Raw genomic sequence first — 15,812 nt, forward strand, 5'->3', positions numbered from 1 at the left:
TAGACAAAACGCGAAGCAATCAACCCATTGTGTGGGTCAATAAAGATGGTTTGCGGGATAATGTTTATTATGGAACTCATGCGTCTGATTTAAAGGGAGACATCACACCGCCGCGTACAATTCAGGTTCGTTGATGGATCGAGGAGGGCCGATGGCGGGGCGGAAGGTGATGCCGTAAATGGGCGGTTTGGGGGCGAGGTCCCGCCGACTGCCGGAATTCAGGGTGACTTCGCCGAAGATCGGAGCCGGGAACAACGCGTAGCGCAGGCTGCAGATGCGTTTGCAGCACGCTTTCTGGCCTCCTGTTTCTTTCTCTGCGTGGAGATCGGCTTTCACCTGCGGGGAAACGACATGTTCGCTTCCGCCGATATGTGGCCCGCATTTGATGGGGGCCGCCTCTGCCACCGGCACGACCAGAAACAATTGCAACCAGGACGGCCGGCAATTCCCTTGCACGCGCTCGACGTCACCGAAGGTGGCCGAGCGACAGCAGGACAGGAAGGCGATGGCGGCAGCCGCCAAGGGCATCGACGCCATGTTCAAGGGCGCATCGCGTTACGATGCGAAGGCGTTCAAAACCGCCGTCGAGACCATCCGGATCCATTCCGGGGAAAGGCTTTCGGTCCTGTTCGAAGCACCGGTCATCGTCGAAGGCTCCAAGGCCAGCGCCAGCATCGAGGCCGATCGGCCAACGTTCGACAAGCTGGCGGCCGAACTTGGCGCTTATGCGTCGGCGCTTTCAGTCGCAGCCGACCGCAATCCGGCTGTTCTCGCTCCCGACATGCGAATGGAAGGCGGCGACGTGATGATGGGTGGGCCGCTCGCCAAGAGGAAGGCGGCAGCTCCGGACCCGATGAAAATGCCGGCCGAGCACGCCTTCCACATGATGCTGCAGACTTGCACCTCCTGCCACGCCAAGTTTCGAGTTAAGGGCGAGTAGCGGCAGTCGTGGCCAGGACTGGCTCACGAGGGCCGCGGCTCGCTCAATGAGCGCTGTGCTCCACCTGGCCCGTAACAGGCGATAGGTTCTGGAACAGCTCGGCCCGGTTCTCGCCGCTCACGACCAACTTGCCTACCAACCCACGAGCCGCCCGCGACAACGCGTGATCCACCAGGACGTATTCGCCTGGAACCTCCAACTTCATGTCGACCGCGGCCGCGCCTCCGGGCGGCACAGTGATCGTCTGGACATCGGATAGAGGCTCCGTCGTCAACGAAGCCAACTGGTACACCTTGTCAAAGATTTCTCCGATCACATGGAAGCTGGATGTCTTGTTCGGACCGCCGACACCGAAGTAGATGCGAACTGTCTCGCCGATCTTGGCCGATAGAGCATTGTCGCCAGTAAGCGCGTTGGCGGCTCCGTTGAACACGTAGTATTCTGGGTCTTCATCCAGCAGCCTGTCGATGCTCTCCGTGAGCTTCCCTTTGGAGCCGTACGGCTGCGCCGTATAGACCTCGCCCTGCATGACGTAGAATTCCCGGTCAACCGGCGGCAGACCGCCTGACGGCTCGACGAGGATCAAGCCATACATGCCGTTGGCGATGTGATGAGCGGCAAGCGGCACCGCACAGTGATATACGTAAAGACCCGGCTTCAAGGCCTTGAACGAGAAGCCTTTGGTCTCGCCCGGTGCGGCATCCGTCGCGACCGCTCCGCCGCCAGGCCCCGTCACTGCATGGAAGTCGACGCTGTGGCGTTCGCTGCTGTCGGCACGGTTGGACAGTTCCACCTGGATCGTGTCGCCCACTCGGGCACGCACGAACGGACCTGGAACCTTCTTGTTGAACGTCCAGTAGTGATAGGCCGCGCCGTCTGCAAGCTGGCCCGTCACCTCGACCGTGTCCAGTTTCACCGTGATGGTCGCTGGCTCGCTTCTTGCAATCGGCGGTGCCAGGTCGAGGGCAGAACGGACAACATCAAGCGGAGCCTCGGCGCTGCCATTCTCTGTCGGATGATCGTGGGAACCTGCAGCAATGGCTGACGTCCCGGTCGCAGCCAGGAGTGCAAGTGCCAATATTGCATGTGAAGGTCTGGATGAACGTCTCATGGGGAAGCTCCTGTGCAATGCTTGTACTCAAAGCAGTCAAGACCTCCCCGGTCCTGAGATCTTTGAGCTGCCGCAAGGACGGCAAGTGCTCGCGAGATCGTGATCATTTGATGCGGTACGCCGCCAACATCTGCGGCCGAACTCTCGTTCTTCGCGCCGCTTGAGTGGCGTGTTCCGGCATGACGGCGGCGTATCCCTATGCTTTAAGCCACGGGGCCGCAGCAGGACTTCTTGAAGGAGGCCTGGTAGCCCGCTTCCTCGATCGCGGAAACAAATGCGTCGGAGGACACCGGAGAGTCGATCGATGCGGTCTTGGCATCGAGATCGACGGCGACCTTGGCGTTGGGGTCGACCGACTTCACCGCTTTTTCGACCGCTCCGGCGCAGTGTCCGCAGGTCATGTCGGGGATGTTGAGATGGTACATTCGAGATCTCCTCGTGGAAAATGATATGGTGGAATGTGGTGCTTCCAACGATGGCAAGGTCAATAGCCGCCGACAGAATCTCTCTCCTGCGCGTTGTTCTTCTTCATCTTCGCGCACCTTGCGACTTCTGATCAGAGCTTGATCTGCGTCAATGTGAACTGTCTCAGCCGTCGTACCCTGAAGACCAGTCGTTTATCGGAGCTTAGGAGAAGCGAAATGACGACACTGCGGACAATCCTGCTGGCGGGTACAGTGCTCATGCTCTCGACGCCGGCCTTTGCTGAAGACGCGCACCATCCCGAGACCTCTGTAGGGCAGACGAGCGAGCAAATGGCCCAGCCGCCAGATTCCGGTGCGGACCCGAGCTCGATGATGTCCTGCGGCATGATGTCGGGCGACATGATGGGCAACATGATGCGGATGATGGCTGGCGGACCGGGACGAATGAGACTGCCGGGCATGGGGCCGATGGCCGAGATGATGGCCCCCGAACATGTCGAGGGACGTATCGCGTTCCTGAAGACGGAACTCAAGATAACGCCGGAGCAGGAGGCGTCGTGGAACGTCTTCGCCGACATTCTGCGTGCCAATGCCGGCGGCATGCAGGAAGGCATGATGCAAATGCCAGACGCCATGGGCACGCCGGGCGGGGCCGCAGCGACCCCGTTGCAGCGTCTCGAACGCCGGGAGAGCAATTTGAACAGCCGTCTTGAAGGCGTGCGGAAATTGAAGGCTGCCCTTGCCCCTCTCTATCAATCGCTCGGGACGGAGCAGAAGCAGATGGCCGACAAGCTGCTCCTGCCTCCCATGATGGGCATGATGTAGGGACCACCGACCACTTGGAAATCACATTAAGAAGGAGAACGAGATGACATCCGCTCAGGCGGTACAAACGCCCGAGGCTGACGGTGCAACCGGGCAAGACCAAGGAATGCAAATTGGTCAGCCAGGCATGATCGGCCGGAACATGATGCAATCCGGAATGATGGCGGGAATGCCCATGGGCACAATGCGCGGGCAAATGATGAAGCTCGTGTTCGCCATCGCGGATGCCGATGGGGACGGCGCGCTCTCATTCGAGGAAGTAACCACCATCCACAAAAGAATCTTCGACAAGGTGGACGCCGACAAAAACCCCAAGATCACGCCCGAGGAAATGAGGACGTTTATGCGCGAGTAGCGCATCCAATTCTCGATGCGTTTTTACCATGACGACTCGTCAATATCCTCCTTCGCGGGTTCTGATCCCTTGTTATCGCACCTACATCCACGGGCGCTGTGATGTCGGTAGGATTATATGCCGAGCATCTTTTTGGCTTGGTTGAGCATAGCCATTGATCCGGCGTGATCGCCGGCAGCGTGCAATTCTTCGCCTTTGGAGCGCAGCTCCTTGACTTTCGTCATATCGGGCTCTGCGAGGGTTGCGGTCGGCAAGGCCGCATCGATCGCGGTCATGATGCTCGGGCATTCATTGGCAAACGCGGTCGCGGGGATGACCGACAATAATAGGGCAAGCAGAACTGAACGTAACATGGCCGTTTCTCCCATATCCCGGCCATATCCCGGCCCGCGGAATGCGCCGTGTCGACGATCGGCACGCAAATGGTAGCTCTTAATTCCGGCTGTCGCAATCACGCTGCGGAACTTTCGCGCAGCTCAGTTGGATCGGCACGATCTTCAGTCTGAGCGTCCAAAGTTGATCAGCCGACATTTTGTCGGATCTGTTGTCCTTCACAATCTCCTAGCTGACCTTCTGGCCATCAATAAGGGAACTCGGCGACCGTACGCTCGCACGCGGGCCCGCGAATAGGAAGCCTCATTCCGCCGCTCCCCAATACCAGTTGCGGATTTCGGGCACGTCTTCACCGTGCAAGTTGATGTAGTGCGTATGACCGGCCAGCTTCTCGCGGATGATTTGGCCAAAGTGCTCCGCGCGCGAGCCGAGACGCGACACGCGGTTAACGGCATCCACGGCCAGATGAAACCTGTCGATCTCATTGAGCACGGCCAAATCGAACGGTGTCGTGGTCGTTCCCTCTTCGTTGTACCCATGGAAATGAAAATTCTGATGGTTGGTACGCCGATAGGTCAGCCGATGGATCAGTGTCGGATAGCCGTGATAGGCAAATATCACCGGCTTGTCCCTGGTGAACATCTCGTCAAATTCGCCATCGCCCAAGCCATGAGGATGCTGGCTTGGAGGTTGCAAGGCCATCAAGTCGACGACGTTGACGACGCGGACGCTTAGGTCCGGAAAGTGCTGCCTGATCAAATCGACAGCGGCCAACGTCTCAAGCGTCGGCACGTCGCCGGCGCAGGCCATCACGACATCGGGCTCACCGTCGTCGTTATTGCTGGCCCATTTCCATACACCGATGCCGATAGCGCAATGCGATGCCGCGGCATCGATGTCCAACCACTGTAGTTCCGGCGCCTTTCCCGCAACGACGACATTGATGTAATTGCGGCTGCGCAGGCAATGGTCGGTGACCGAGAGTAGCGTGTTGGCATCGGGCGGCAGATAGACGCGAATGGTGTCGGCTTTCTTGTTCGCTACGTGGTCGATAAAGCCCGGATCCTGATGGCTGAAGCCATTGTGATCCTGCTGCCAAACGTGGGACGTGAGCAGATAGGTCAGCGACGCGATGGGCTGTCGCCAGGGAACCTCACGCGAAACCTTCAACCACTTGGCGTGCTGGTTGAACATCGAATCGACGATGTGGATGAAAGCTTCGTAGCAGGAGAAAAATCCATGCCGGCCCGTGAGCAGATACCCCTCCAGCCAGCCCTGGCAAAGATGCTCGCTCAGGACTTCCATCACCCGGCCGTCGGGCGCGATTTGGGTGTCACCTTCAACGAGTTCGCCGGTGAAGGCACGGCTGGTGACCTCAAACAATGCTGACAGACGATTGGATTCGGTTTCGTCCGGGCCGAAGACGCGGAAATTGCGTTCGGCCATGTTGAGTTTCATGACGTCGCGCAGAAAGACGCCCGCGACGCGGGTGGCTTGCCTGGAGCAGGCACATCGACGGCATAATCGCGGAAGTCGGGCAGCTTCAGATCGCGCAAGAGCGACCCGCCATTGGCGTGCGGGTTCGCCCCCATCCGGCGGTCGTCTTCGGGTGCAAGCGCCCTCAACTCTGCGGTAAGCCTGCCCTTTTCATCGAATAGATCTTCCGGTCGATAACTCCGCAACCAGGTTTCCAGCACAGCAAGATGGCTGGGGTCGTTAGCCAGATTGGCCAACGGAACCTGATGCGAGCGCCATGACCCTTCGGTCTTCTTTCCATCCACTTCCTTGGGTCCGGTCCATCCTTTGGGCGTGCGCAGCACGATCATCGGCCAAGCCGAACGTCCGGCAAAACCGTTGGCCCGCGCATCCGACTGGATCTGCCGGATTTCTCCGACGATCTGATCAAGCGCTTCGGCCATGAGTTGATGGAGCTTTTCCGGATCATCGCCTTCGACGAAATATGGCTTGTATCCATAGCCGCGGAACAGCGCTTCGAGTTCCTCGCGGCTGATCCGCGCGAGGATTGCCGGGCTCGCGATCTTGTAGCCATTGAGGTGCAGGATCGGCAGCACCGCGCCGTCGCGCCCCGGGTTGAGAAACTTGTTGGAGTGCCAACTGGTGGCCAATGCACCGGTCTCGGCTTCACCGTCGCCCACCACGCATGCAACCAACAGGTCCGGATTGTCGAAGGCGGCGCCATAGGCATGCATCAACGAATAGCCGAGTTCGCCGCCCTCGTTGATCGAACCTGGCGTCTCGGCGGCGACATGGCTCGAAATGCCACCAGGAAAGGAAAACTGGGTGAATAGTTTTTTCAAGCCGTCTTCGTCCTGGGAAATATCCGGATAGAATTCGCTGTAAGTGCCTTCGAGATAGGTGTTGGCCACCAGACCCGGACCGCCGTGCCCCGGTCCCGCGACATAAATCATGTCGAGGTCGAACTGTTTTATGATCCGGTTGAGATGGACATAGATGAAATTCAGCCCCGGCGTCGTGCCCCAATGGCCAAGCGCCGCGGCTTCACGTGCTTCAAATGCAGCGGCTCTTGGAGCAGCGGGTTGTCGCGCAGATAGATCTGGCCGACGGACAGAAAGTTGGCAGCCCGCCAGTAGGCGTGCATCTTGCGGAGGAGGTCTGGCGAGAGCGGCTCGTTCATGTGCCTAATTCCTTGTGATTACACAGCCGGAGGCTTCTTCTTCGCCGGCGACACGCGCCAGTTCTTCGATCAGGAACGCGGCTAGCCTGTGGTCGAGCGCGCCAATGGCGTGGCTCTGGTTCTCACCGCTCGCCAAATCTTTGAAGGCCAGGTTGGTATCGTGCTGGCCGACCCGATCGATCTTGCCATGCAGTCGCCGAATTAGAGACTGCGCCGTCGTAAACAAAGCGAATCGGATGCTCGACGAGCCGCCGTTGATCGTCAGCACCGATGGTCCCTGCATCTTCAGACCACCAGCACGGGGGCAAAGCCGCCGCCCGGCGTCCTGAAATTGGTAGTCTGGCCCTGGTAAAGCCGAGTGGCCGCGAGCAGCATCTTGCCATCGTAAGTATAGAGCCGCACGTCCATCTTGCGCGACGTGGGTGTTCCATCGAGCTCTATAATGCGCTGCCCGGGTGCGGCAAAGGCTTGGGCCACGTAGCCACCCCGGGTGATCTCGGCCCACACCCCTTTCGTCACCTTGTCGCCGCGGTAGACCGCCTTGCTACCATGGCCGGAGAACGGCTTGAAGAACATGTCCTTGCGAGCCCGCCAAAGAACGTCCGCACTGTCGGGCGTGACCAGAACGGTCCGCGGAACACCGGCAAGACGCAGGCGCATGTCTGCAGAAAGGCCAACGGCTTCCATCGCGGCCGGATCGGACAACAGCGTCAGATTGCGCTTGGCCGCAAGAAGCGCATGGTTGTGCGGATTGGGCGTAACCACCACGGCGCCCTCCCGATACGCCGCTCTGAGTGCTGTATGCTCCGGGCGGTCCAGTGCAAAATCGACCAGGCGATTATAGACGAGGTCGATCTTATGGCCGGCGAGCCGGAGCCTGCCGCCTTCATAGTGCAGCTCGCTCGCGTCGCCAATCACAGCGTCGATACCGTGCTTCAACAACAACTGCCTGGCGAGCACGAATTCAGGATAGAGATATTGCTCCTCCGGCCGATCATCGACGATCGCGATTCGTCGTGGCGAACCGGTGCCGCGCTGACGCCGCCATTCGTCCCCGAACATCGCGACAACCCGGGTTTCGAAATCATCGTCTCTGGCGCCGACCAGCCCTTGGTCGAGTTCAGCGCAGCAGGACCTCTGAGCTTTGGCCAGCAGCGCATTGAGGAACGCACCGCCGGCATTGGTGTTGACTTCGATCAGCTTGGGGCCATCATTGTCGAGATGGAAATCGTAACCCATCAGCGCCCCGGCGGGGCCAAAATCCTGCTGCGCGATTTCGGGGGCCCAGGAGAGGACGGTCTCGCGGTAGCTCGGCAATTTCGTCGCTGCCTCAATGGCATCGACAATCCCGCCCATCTCTTCGATGGCGGACCTGGAGAGGAAGACGGGGACATTGGAAAACAGATGCGGCCGGGACTCGATGAAAGCTTCGTAGAAACCGGTGTCGCCGGCCTCGTGATTCAGCGCCGCCCCAAGCGCTGCGCGGTCGAGGGTAACGCAGAAGCAATTCCGGTTAAACCGCGCTGTCGCGCAACGGCTTGCCGCTGCCAGACCGGGAACCTTGACGTTCATGTCTCGTCCTCGCCTGCTATTGGCCGCTCTCATAAAGGAAGGGCGGTGACAGCTTGCCGCATCAGCCGCTTGCTGTCGCGACTGGCCGTCAGCCGCATGATACTTGTGATCCATTTCCGAGCTTTACCGTTCAGAACGTCAAGACAGACATCCAGTCAGCGTCCCAGGATTATCTAGCCATTTACGGCGCTCGACATGTTCTGACTTTGATTTGTATCAAAGTGGGATCGTGATATGCTCTATAAACTATAAAAATGAAACTCACGCTGACTCACCTCCGCTTCCTGCTCGCCGCGATCATCCTGATCGCGGGCAGCGCGATGGTGAGTAGCGCAGCTGGTCCTGCCGGATATACTTCGGGTATCGCTGTCGAACTCGCCATTGCCGGTGACGGTATAGCACGTCCCGCGCACGGTTCAGACCAGGACAGCCACAAAAACGGTTGCAGGCAAGTCTGCTGCATGAATTGCGTGCCTTCGGCTGGATCAGGTTGTTGCGCTGCGGCCGTTTCCCTAACCAGCGGATGCAAGGCTCTCGATTGGGCGTCAATCGCCGCATACGGCATCGTGGATGCCGGGCTCCTAGCAGCGGGCATCGATCCCGAGGCTCTTCTACGACCTCCACAAACTTCGCCTGAAGCTGCGGCATCGCGGTTCTCGGATCTGTTTGGCTGACAGAACCAGCAGGGTCGTCATTCCACCAATGGTCCGCGAAGGCCTCGCCGGGTTCGGCGAAGCGGGCTGCTCGCACACCGATCACCGGGTGTGCGAACGGCCCAGGCAGCGGGCCGAATAAGTGGGGAACTCCCATGAACAAGCTTAGCACTCTGTTCGTCGGTATCGCGTTGGGCGTCACGTTCGCGCTTCTGAGCATGCTGTGTGCTCTGACTTTCGCGTTTTGGCCGAACGCTACACTCGATTTCTTCGGCGCGTTCACCCACGGACTTGATCTTGGCGCGGTCAAATCGACTGCGCCAATGAGTGCTGGACGTGTTCTCTACGGCGTTGTCGGCCTGGGCATCGTCGGCTTCGCCGCGGGTGTCGTGTACGCCTCGATCTACAATGCCGTCGCCAGCGGGAGCCGATATAGACCCACGCAGCCGCCGGGAAACAGCGCGTCAAGTTGAGGATCGTTTATGAAACCTGCAGGCAATTCATGGACTTTCCCGCCGGTATTTTTCGCTGTGGGTGGCGTGATAGTCGCCGGGCCCCCGTGCACCCAACCTCTATCAACTCACCAGTGGAAGGAGCCCAACCTATGAACCCGCATACACTACATCCGGCTGATCACCCGGCCGGGCCTGAACCGGAGCGCGAGCTCGAGCCAAGGCCGCGTGGGTTTTGGACTTCGAAGGTAGGGCTTGTCACGATTGCGTTCATCATAATCGCCGCCTTTTTCCTTCTCTCTGAGCACCGGGTGCATGCCCTCGGCTTCGTTCCCATCCTGCTGCTGTTGGCCTGTCCTCTGCTGCACATGTTCATGCATGGCGGCCACAGTGGGCACGGCGGTCACGGGGGGCATGGCCAGCAGAAGGAACCCGATCCGGGCGCGCAAAACGGTTCGACACGCGGAAAAGGAGCATAACCATGGTCGAGCAATCTCAAGCCTATGGCCTCTGGGGCCTGGTCATCGTCAATTCGGCGGTTTTCATCCTGTTCGCCTTTAGTTTTTTCAAGCCTCGAACAGGCCGTGACTGGCGCTCCTTCGGCGCGTTCAGCGCCTTCCTGGTGGCGCTGTTTGCAGAGATGTATGGTTTTCCGCTGACGATCTATCTGCTTTCAGGTTGGCTGCAATCGCGGTTCCCAGGCATCGACTGGTTCTCGCATGATGCTGGCCATCTCCTGGAGATGATGTTCGGATGGCGGCTGAACCCGCATTTCGGCCCGTTCCACATTGTTAGTTTCATCCTGATTGGTGGCGGATTCGTGCTGATCTCGGCCGCCTGGCGAGTGCTCTACGAAGCACAGCGTCAAGGTCTCCTCGCGACCGGCGGCCCGTACAGCTATGTTCGCCACCCGCAGTATGTCGGCTTCGTTCTGGTCATGCTGGGTTTTCTCGTCCAATGGCCGACGTTGCTGACCCTCGCGATGTTCCCGATCCTGGTAGCGATGTATGTGCGGCTTTCCTTCGTGGAAGAGCGCGAGGCAAGGAAGGAGTACGGCGAAGCATACGGCCGTTACGCGGCCCGGGTGCCCGCCTTCTTCCCGCACTTGAATAGGTTGTTCGGCGCTGCCGACAGGCCCCGCACGCATTGATCACCCTCGCTGCGTCATCCTGGGCAGGGATATTGCAGCGACGGCACTTCTGCCAGGTCGAATGTTGGCTTTGTTGTCCTAAATGAAACCGTGAGTTCCGAGATTTAGGAGCTCAAAACCCCAGGAGGCGATGATGAAGCGCCGAGATTTCCTTAAAAGCGCACTTACTGGGACCGCAGTTCTTGCGGCGCCAGCGTTCTCGCTCAGGCCGACGTTCGCTGGTCAGTCGGCCGGCCAAATGCGGCTTGGCATTATCCGCCGCACGATCGAGGTGAACGGCAAGGCGGCCAGCGTCTTCGGCCTTCAACAGGCCGACGGCACGCCGGGCCTCCGGTTGCGGGCGGGGGATGCCTTCAATGTCCTGCTCCGCAACGAGACTGCCGAGTCAACGATCATGCATTGGCACGGGCTGACGCCGCCCTGGGCGAGCGACGGCGTGCCGGACGCGCCGCTCCCGCTCATCGCCGCCGGAGCCGAACGCGGCTATAACTTTCCGGTCGGCAAGCCGGGCACCCATTGGATGCATGCCCACACACTGCAGGAGCAGGCACTTCTTGCCGCCCCGCTGATCGTCGTCGATCCCACCGATGATGAAAGGGACGAGCAGGAGATTGTCATTCTCCTTCACGACTTCTCGTTCTCATCGCCGGAGGAACTGCTGGCGGGGTTGCAGGGCAAAAATATCGGCGCCGCCATGCCGATGATCCATAGCGGGATGGACATGGAGGGGGCGCAAACGGATGCGATGGCTGGGATGAACCATGGTGGCCAAGCCATGGCAATGGACATCAACGACATCGAATACGACGCCTATCTGGCCAATGATCGCACGCTGGACGATCCCGAGGTCGTCTCGATGGAAGCCGGCGGCCGCGCGCGGGTGCGTATCATCAACGGCGCGACCGCGACGGCGTTCACGATCGATTTCGGCGAACTAGAAGGCGAACTGATCGCGGTCGATGGTCAGGATATCGAGCCGATCAAAGGCCGTCGATTTCCGATGACGATGGGACAGCGCATCGACGTCCGCCTGCAGCTTCCGCGCGAACCACGCTTCTTCCCTATCCTGGCGTTGCGCGAGGGGAGCAAGGAAAGGTCCGGCGTCATCCTGCGTCCGGCCGGTTCGGCGGTGGCAAAGATCGCGACGGCGGGAGATGACAACGCCCCGGTTCTAGATCTGCTGCTTGAGGCGAAGCTACGGGCCGCCGCGCCACTGGCGTCGCGCCCTGCTGACAAAACGTTCGATATAGCGCTCACCGGTGACATGGCCGCCTACCGCTGGGGCCTGCAGTCGAACCCGCCGCTCGTCGTGGATCCGGACGACCGCGTGGAAGTGACGCTGCGTAACACCAGCATGATGGCACATCCAATGCACCTGCACGGCCATCATTTCCAGGTGGTCGCGATCGATGGGCAGCGCTTTGCAGGCGCCGTGAGAGACACTGTCCTGTTGCCCCCCAATCGCTCGGTGACGATCGCCGTCGATGCCGACAATCCCGGCCAATGGGCCTTCCACTGCCACCACCTCTACCACATGGCGACCGGGATGATGTCGACCTTCGCCTATCGAGCCTAAGACATTTGCGGATCGCGGTGTTTATCCGCAGCGGCAAAACCGAACCATAGGAGACTGACCATGAAGAAGGCGACGCTGGAAGTACGTGACCTTTTTGGCATGCTGGATTTCGTCGCGATCGAAAAGCGTCTCGCAGCCCTGCCGGGTGTTGCCAGCGTTGCCATGAACGCTGGCTCGGCAAGCGCAACCATCGAATTCGACGAAGCGCGGACGAACACTGAGAGTTTGGCCCGCGAAATCGAAACCTGCGGGTTTCACTGCAGGGGCGAGACTGTGCCACGGCACCTTTGCGTGTCCGGCAGCACAACGGTTCCTCCCGGGCATCCGCGCGCGCCCTCCGGACACATACACCGCCACGCGGAGCACGCCGCCACGATCCATGTGGCACCAGGCGAACGGGAGGGAACGGTCGCAGCCAAGGTGCCCCATGACGCTATGGCCCATGAGATGGGACACGGTGCCGGCATGGACATGCAGGACATGGTGAGCGACATGCGGAACAGGTTCCTTGTCAGCCTGGTCTTCACGCTTCCCATCTTCGCCATGGAGCCCATGGGAATGGGCGAGCCTTGGCTGGCCCCCCCTTTCGGTCTCAGCGAAGATCTTGCAATGTTCTTTCTGGCCAGCGCGGCAATCCTCTATCCGGTCTGGCCGTTCGTGGTTGCCGCATGGCGAGCCTTGCGGAACGGCGTCCTCAACATGGCGGTGCTGGTGGTGCTGAGCGTTGGCACCGGTTACCTCTTCAGCGTCGGCGCGACGTTCTTCTTCGAAGGGCAGCAATTCTATGAAGCCGCGAGCGTGCTGCTTGTGTTCATCCTGCTCGGCCATTGGCTGGAGATGCGTGCGCGGGCGGGCGCTTCCGCCGCGATCAGGGCGCTGCTGAATCTGGCGCCGCCCAAGGCCATCGTCGTCCGGGACGGCAAGGAGATCGAAGTCGCGACCGCCGACGTCGTGCTCGGTGACATCGTGGTGCTGCGGCCTGGCAACAAGCTTCCCGTCGACGGCGAAGTGATCGAGGGCGAGTCGACCATCGACGAATCGATGCTCACCGGCGAGTCCATGCCCGTCACAAAAAAGGTCGGTGATGCCGTGATCGGTGCCACGATCAACAAGAGCGGCACGCTGCGCTACCGCTCCACCAAAGTGGGTGCCGACACGGCATTGGCTCAGATCGTCAAGCTGGTCCAGGAAGCACAGAATTCGAAGGCGCCGGCCCAGCTGCTTGCCGATCGCGCCTCGCAGTGGCTGGTGCTGGCCGCGATCGTCGTTGGCCTTGCGACCTTTGTCGTGTGGTTCTGGTGGCTCGGCCAGCCGCTGCTGTTCGCTCTAACGCTGACGATCACGGTCTTTGTTATCGCCTGTCCCGACGCCCTCGGACTTGCCACGCCGATGGCGGTGATGGTCGGCACCGGCCTCGGAGCATCCAACGGCATCCTGTTCAAGAATGCGGCTGCGCTCGAAGAGGCCACAAAACTCAACGTGATCGTCTTCGACAAGACCGGGACGCTCACCATGGGCCAACCCAAGGTCGTCGAAACCGTGCCCGCGCCCGGTGTTTCGCCCGACGAGGTTTTGCAAATCGCAGCCGCCGTAGACCAGGGGTCGGATCATCCGCTGGCCGTCGCCATCGTCGAGCGGGCCAAGGGCCTGGAAATTCCCAAGGTCTCCGGCTTCCTCAACATCGAGGGCAAGGGCGCCAGCGCCGTCATCGGGGGAGATCAGGTTTTCCTCGGCAACCGGCGCCTGATGGACGAGCAGAAGATTGACCTGCTGGCGCTCGGCGAGAAGGCTGAAGCGCTCAAGGGCGAAGGCCGCACCGTCATTCACGTGGCACGCTCCGGCAATCTTCTTGGGCTCATCGCCATCGCCGATGCCCCGCGCCCGACCGCCGTCGGCACCATCAAGAAGCTCCACGAGCAAGGCGTCCGCGTCGCCATGCTTACGGGCGACAATGCCGGGACTGCCAAGCGCATCGCAGGCATTCTCGGCATCGACATCGTTCTGGCCGATGTCCTGCCGGGGCAGAAGGCCGAAAAGATCAAGGAATTGCAGGGACAGGGCCTGAAGGTCGGCATGGTCGGCGACGGCGTAAACGACGCGCCAGCCTTAACGCAGGCCGATGTCGGATTCGCCATCGGCGCGGGCACCGATGTGGCGATCGAAAGCGCCGATATCGTGCTGATGAAGAGCGATCCCTATGACGTGGTCGGTGCAATGACCTTGTCACGGGCCACATTGCGCAAGATGCATCAGAACCTGTGGTGGGCGGTCGGCTACAATGTCGTCGCGTTCCCGCTTGCGGCAGGCGTGTTCTACCCCTTCCTCCTGAGCCCCGAGATCGCCGCGCTGGCAATGTCGGGCAGCTCGGCCCTTGTGGCCGTAAACGCTCTTCTGCTCAAGCGAACCAGGCTCGAGGGCATTCGTCCCGCCGCCGCATCGACGGCCGCAAGCGCCGCTCATGAGCAGCCGACCGGGGCGCCGGCATGAGCGGGACTGCAAGACCTCCCCTGCCCGCGTCATCATGGATCCTGGGCGCACTTCTGGCTTCGGCCTTCATCGTTGCGCTCGGCTATGGGATCGTCCTACCGGTCCTGCCGAAAATGGTCGAACGACTTGCTGACCCCGTAGACCCGACATTCAACGCGCGGCACATCGGCTTTCTGACCGCTGCCTATGTCGCTGCGCCAATGGCTGTCGCATTCCTGTGGGGGCGGGTGTCGGACTTGCTCGGGCGCCGACCCATCCTTATCGTCGGGCTGATCGGCTTCGCCGTCACTTTGGCGGCTTCGGCGCTCGCACCGAACTTACTCTTTCTCTATATCGGACGAATCCTGAACGGCGCCTTCGCTGCCGCGGTTGTGCCCACAGCCCTTGCATTCATTGCCGACACGACAGGTGACGATGATCGTCGTGCCAGAACCTTCGGTTGGATCAGTATGGCATCGATTGCGGGCTTTCTGCTCGGTCCCATGCTCGGCGGCCTCGCTGCCGGATGGGCTTTTGGCTCGGGCCGAGCGGCTTCCTCCCTACAGGCTGCCCCCTTTCTTCTTGCGTCCGGCCTCGCCTTGGCCGCAGCCGGAGGCGTGAGGTTGATCTTACCTGGAGGCCGAGTGACTGGCGACGCTGCTGAAACGAAGAACCGCGAAGCATCAACTTTCGTGCCCGGGGAGATACGTCTGCTCGCCCTTGCCTCTGTAGCCGCGGCGGGACTTGGAGCATTCGAGGTGGGCCTCACTCTGCGCAATAATGAACTCACAATGACTCCCGCCGAGTTGGGCTTTACGTTCGCGACCTGTAGCGTGGTTATGTTTGCGGTGCAGGGCCTTGTCTTTTCGCCACTCGTCAAGCCGGCAGCGACAAGAGTGCTTGTTGCACCAGCCTTCCTGGTGATGGCGATCGGTCTGGCGGTTATTCCATCAATTACCGGCTTCAGCGAGATGTTGTTCGCGGTTTCCATTGTCGCTGCGTCCGCCGGGGTGATCAGTCCGCTGCTCGCCTTCTGGGTGACGCGGATCACAGCGCGAAGCCAGGGCGTCGAACTTGGCATTCAGTCGGCAACGGTAAGTCTCGGGCAGTCGGTGGGTTCTGCAGGCGCAGGTCTGCTGTTCGGTTTCTACGGCCTGCAAGGCGCCGGTTTCCTTGCCGCTGCCGTGGCGATGGGGGTCGCTGCGATGGCAAGCCTGAAGCTGCCGCGGCTAATGGCGCCGGTGACGGCTGACCCTCGCGCCGTTTCCACCGGGAACGTTCCAGAATAGGCGTCCTAA

At 60.5% G+C, this 15,812-nt stretch carries 15 protein-coding genes and 2 pseudogenes; 10 read left to right on the forward strand and 7 right to left on the reverse strand.

Annotated features, from left to right (window positions below):
• Positions 1-102: 102 nt before the first annotated feature.
• The gene (locus tag BLJAPNOD_RS36145; protein WP_237244044.1) at positions 103-522 is read right to left on the reverse strand and encodes a hypothetical protein; all 420 of its coding nucleotides are present in this window, start codon (positions 520-522) and stop codon (positions 103-105) included.
• Here BLJAPNOD_RS36145 and BLJAPNOD_RS26095 point away from each other — a divergent pair.
• Positions 506-940 (forward strand): cytochrome c, encoded by a 435-nt coding sequence (locus BLJAPNOD_RS26095; protein WP_335925561.1) that lies wholly within the window; start codon positions 506-508, stop codon positions 938-940. The genes BLJAPNOD_RS36145 and BLJAPNOD_RS26095 overlap by 17 nt on opposite strands.
• 43 nt (positions 941-983) lie before the next feature.
• Here BLJAPNOD_RS26095 and nirK read toward each other — a convergent pair whose 3' ends face one another.
• Positions 984-2,051 carry a copper-containing nitrite reductase gene (nirK, locus tag BLJAPNOD_RS26100; RefSeq protein ID WP_115421993.1) on the reverse strand — a complete coding sequence of 356 codons (1,068 nt, stop codon included), beginning with the start codon at positions 2,049-2,051 and terminating at the stop codon, positions 984-986.
• Between the two features lie 203 nt (positions 2,052-2,254).
• Positions 2,255-2,476, reverse strand: a complete 222-nt coding sequence (locus BLJAPNOD_RS26105) for a heavy-metal-associated domain-containing protein (RefSeq protein ID WP_115421994.1) — start codon at positions 2,474-2,476, stop codon at positions 2,255-2,257.
• 216 nt (positions 2,477-2,692) lie between these two features.
• Here BLJAPNOD_RS26105 and BLJAPNOD_RS26110 point away from each other — a divergent pair, with 216 nt between their 5' ends.
• The gene (locus tag BLJAPNOD_RS26110; RefSeq protein ID WP_115421995.1) at positions 2,693-3,301 is read left to right on the forward strand and encodes a Spy/CpxP family protein refolding chaperone; all 609 of its coding nucleotides are present in this window, start codon (positions 2,693-2,695) and stop codon (positions 3,299-3,301) included.
• A 121-nt stretch (positions 3,302-3,422) separates the two neighbouring features.
• Positions 3,423-3,656, forward strand: a pseudogene (locus BLJAPNOD_RS26115) (EF-hand domain-containing protein); the annotation flags it as partial.
• Positions 3,657-3,769: 113 nt separating this feature from the next.
• Here the strand turns inward: BLJAPNOD_RS26115 and BLJAPNOD_RS26120 are convergent.
• From BLJAPNOD_RS26120 to BLJAPNOD_RS26135, 4 genes and pseudogenes are all read right to left on the reverse strand, one after another.
• Positions 3,770-4,009 carry a hypothetical protein gene (locus tag BLJAPNOD_RS26120; RefSeq protein ID WP_115421997.1) on the reverse strand — a complete coding sequence of 80 codons (240 nt, stop codon included), beginning with the start codon at positions 4,007-4,009 and terminating at the stop codon, positions 3,770-3,772.
• A 283-nt stretch (positions 4,010-4,292) separates the two neighbouring features.
• Positions 4,293-6,645 (reverse strand): annotated as a pseudogene (locus tag BLJAPNOD_RS26125) (phosphoketolase family protein).
• Between the two features lie 4 nt (positions 6,646-6,649).
• Entirely contained in the window at positions 6,650-6,913 is a 264-nt protein-coding gene (locus BLJAPNOD_RS26130; protein WP_147294588.1) for a hypothetical protein, read from the reverse strand.
• Positions 6,914-6,930: 17 nt separating this feature from the next.
• A complete protein-coding gene (locus BLJAPNOD_RS26135; RefSeq protein ID WP_115421999.1) occupies positions 6,931-8,217 on the reverse strand; it encodes a hypothetical protein in 1,287 nt (428 codons plus the stop codon).
• A 254-nt stretch (positions 8,218-8,471) separates the two neighbouring features.
• On the opposite strand from BLJAPNOD_RS26135, the gene BLJAPNOD_RS26140 reads away from it, so the two are divergent.
• The 7 genes from BLJAPNOD_RS26140 to BLJAPNOD_RS26170 all read left to right on the forward strand — a co-directional run bounded on the left by BLJAPNOD_RS26140 (position 8,472) and on the right by BLJAPNOD_RS26170 (position 15,803).
• A complete protein-coding gene (locus BLJAPNOD_RS26140; RefSeq protein ID WP_115422000.1) occupies positions 8,472-8,891 on the forward strand; it encodes a hypothetical protein in 420 nt (139 codons plus the stop codon).
• 134 nt (positions 8,892-9,025) lie between these two features.
• Positions 9,026-9,343 carry a DUF5676 family membrane protein gene (locus tag BLJAPNOD_RS26145; RefSeq protein WP_115422001.1) on the forward strand — a complete coding sequence of 106 codons (318 nt, stop codon included), beginning with the start codon at positions 9,026-9,028 and terminating at the stop codon, positions 9,341-9,343.
• A gap of 131 nt (positions 9,344-9,474) precedes the next feature.
• Positions 9,475-9,801: a DUF2933 domain-containing protein gene (locus tag BLJAPNOD_RS26150; RefSeq protein WP_115422002.1), complete on the forward strand. Its 327-nt coding sequence runs from the start codon at positions 9,475-9,477 to the stop codon at positions 9,799-9,801.
• Between the two features lie 2 nt (positions 9,802-9,803).
• Entirely contained in the window at positions 9,804-10,472 is a 669-nt protein-coding gene (locus BLJAPNOD_RS26155; RefSeq protein WP_115422003.1) for an isoprenylcysteine carboxylmethyltransferase family protein, read from the forward strand.
• A gap of 133 nt (positions 10,473-10,605) precedes the next feature.
• Positions 10,606-12,048: a multicopper oxidase family protein gene (locus BLJAPNOD_RS26160; protein ID WP_115422004.1), complete on the forward strand. Its 1,443-nt coding sequence runs from the start codon at positions 10,606-10,608 to the stop codon at positions 12,046-12,048.
• Positions 12,049-12,108: 60 nt separating this feature from the next.
• On the forward strand, positions 12,109-14,535 hold the full coding sequence (locus tag BLJAPNOD_RS26165; protein WP_115422005.1) for a heavy metal translocating P-type ATPase: 2,427 nt from the start codon (positions 12,109-12,111) through the stop codon (positions 14,533-14,535).
• Positions 14,532-15,803 (forward strand): MFS transporter, encoded by a 1,272-nt coding sequence (locus BLJAPNOD_RS26170; RefSeq protein ID WP_115422006.1) that lies wholly within the window; start codon positions 14,532-14,534, stop codon positions 15,801-15,803. The genes BLJAPNOD_RS26165 and BLJAPNOD_RS26170 overlap by 4 nt, the downstream gene beginning before the upstream one ends.
• Positions 15,804-15,812: the final 9 nt, after the last annotated feature.

It is taken from the genome of Ensifer sp. M14, from assembly GCF_003355565.1.
GTDB lineage: Bacteria > Pseudomonadota > Alphaproteobacteria > Rhizobiales > Rhizobiaceae > Ensifer.

What these genes read in the sequence shown, in the direction of transcription:
- BLJAPNOD_RS26105 (WP_115421994.1), bottom strand. Translation starts at nt 2,476, where the DNA reads ATGTACCATCTCAACATCCCCGACATGACCTGCGGACACTGCGCCGGA.
- BLJAPNOD_RS26160 (WP_115422004.1), top strand. Translation starts at nt 10,606, where the DNA reads ATGAAGCGCCGAGATTTCCTTAAAAGCGCACTTACTGGGACCGCAGTT.
- nirK (WP_115421993.1), bottom strand. Translation starts at nt 2,051, where the DNA reads ATGAGACGTTCATCCAGACCTTCACATGCAATATTGGCACTTGCACTC.
- BLJAPNOD_RS26110 (WP_115421995.1), top strand. Translation starts at nt 2,693, where the DNA reads ATGACGACACTGCGGACAATCCTGCTGGCGGGTACAGTGCTCATGCTC.
- BLJAPNOD_RS26165 (WP_115422005.1), top strand. Translation starts at nt 12,109, where the DNA reads ATGAAGAAGGCGACGCTGGAAGTACGTGACCTTTTTGGCATGCTGGAT.
- BLJAPNOD_RS26095 (WP_335925561.1), top strand. Translation starts at nt 506, where the DNA reads ATGGCGGCAGCCGCCAAGGGCATCGACGCCATGTTCAAGGGCGCATCG.
- BLJAPNOD_RS26150 (WP_115422002.1), top strand. Translation starts at nt 9,475, where the DNA reads ATGAACCCGCATACACTACATCCGGCTGATCACCCGGCCGGGCCTGAA.
- BLJAPNOD_RS26170 (WP_115422006.1), top strand. Translation starts at nt 14,532, where the DNA reads ATGAGCGGGACTGCAAGACCTCCCCTGCCCGCGTCATCATGGATCCTG.
- BLJAPNOD_RS26120 (WP_115421997.1), bottom strand. Translation starts at nt 4,009, where the DNA reads ATGTTACGTTCAGTTCTGCTTGCCCTATTATTGTCGGTCATCCCCGCG.
- BLJAPNOD_RS26155 (WP_115422003.1), top strand. Translation starts at nt 9,804, where the DNA reads ATGGTCGAGCAATCTCAAGCCTATGGCCTCTGGGGCCTGGTCATCGTC.
- BLJAPNOD_RS26140 (WP_115422000.1), top strand. Translation starts at nt 8,472, where the DNA reads ATGAAACTCACGCTGACTCACCTCCGCTTCCTGCTCGCCGCGATCATC.
- BLJAPNOD_RS26135 (WP_115421999.1), bottom strand. Translation starts at nt 8,217, where the DNA reads ATGAACGTCAAGGTTCCCGGTCTGGCAGCGGCAAGCCGTTGCGCGACA.
- BLJAPNOD_RS26145 (WP_115422001.1), top strand. Translation starts at nt 9,026, where the DNA reads ATGAACAAGCTTAGCACTCTGTTCGTCGGTATCGCGTTGGGCGTCACG.